Source organism: Herbiconiux daphne (assembly GCF_024979295.1).
In the GTDB taxonomy this organism is placed as follows: Bacteria; Actinomycetota; Actinomycetes; order Actinomycetales; family Microbacteriaceae; genus Herbiconiux; species Herbiconiux daphnes.
This window is the reverse complement of record NZ_JANLCJ010000464.1, coordinates 1-654: the sequence shown is the minus strand read 5'-3', so window position 1 is coordinate 654 and position 654 is coordinate 1. Positions and strand designations below refer to the sequence as shown.

Genomic DNA, 654 nt, shown 5'->3' with positions numbered 1-654 from the left:
TCACTATTTCACTAAAAATAAAAAAAGTGTATACGAGTCCTATTACGTGCTACAATTTCTCGGAATTAATTTACATTCTGGAGGGCAGTTTTATGATGGTTGAATTTTTTGCTAATCAAGTGGTCAACTACCTGAAACATTCTATCGAGGAAGCAGGGCAGCATATACAGCCCGATACACTGTTTATTAGTCCAGACAGTGAAAACGCTATCTGCTGTAAGTTATGTGATGGTGGGGTCTCCTATTGGGTATTATCGGCTAACCCTGATACCAACAAATACCACGTTCATCAGGTGGTGATCGACCGCAATAACGATTGTGTTTGCGATGATGTTTTTATTTACACTACAATTAAGGAAGTGCTAGAATACATTCACAGCGTTGCAGTCCAGAACGCGAAATGGATTCAATTAAACTCAAAATCCTGAAGGGGAATATCATGCAAAAGAAAATTTCGATTTATGTTGTTACTGTTGGTGAAGGTGAAACCGCCAAGAAAGCCCGTTTCACCACCAAATCCCGCGCAACTGAAGCCGTTGAACTGCTGGCTAAGTTCGATGTGGTTGCGGAAATCGTAACCGTAAAACACACCGTCACTATTGATTGATAGTTTCGGTTGTCCAACCGGGGCTTTAATTAGCCCCTCCTCAAACT

2 protein-coding genes are annotated in these 654 nt (G+C 41.1%); both read left to right on the top strand.

The annotated features are described in order from the left end of the window. Window positions 1-428: hypothetical protein (locus tag N1032_RS25885; RefSeq protein ID WP_259543487.1), on the top strand; the 428-nt coding region annotated here is incomplete at its 5' end. 11 nt (window positions 429-439) lie between these two features. After that, window positions 440-607: a hypothetical protein gene (locus tag N1032_RS25880; protein ID WP_259543486.1), complete on the top strand. Its 168-nt coding sequence runs from the start codon at window positions 440-442 to the stop codon at window positions 605-607. Window positions 608-654 lie beyond the last annotated feature (47 nt).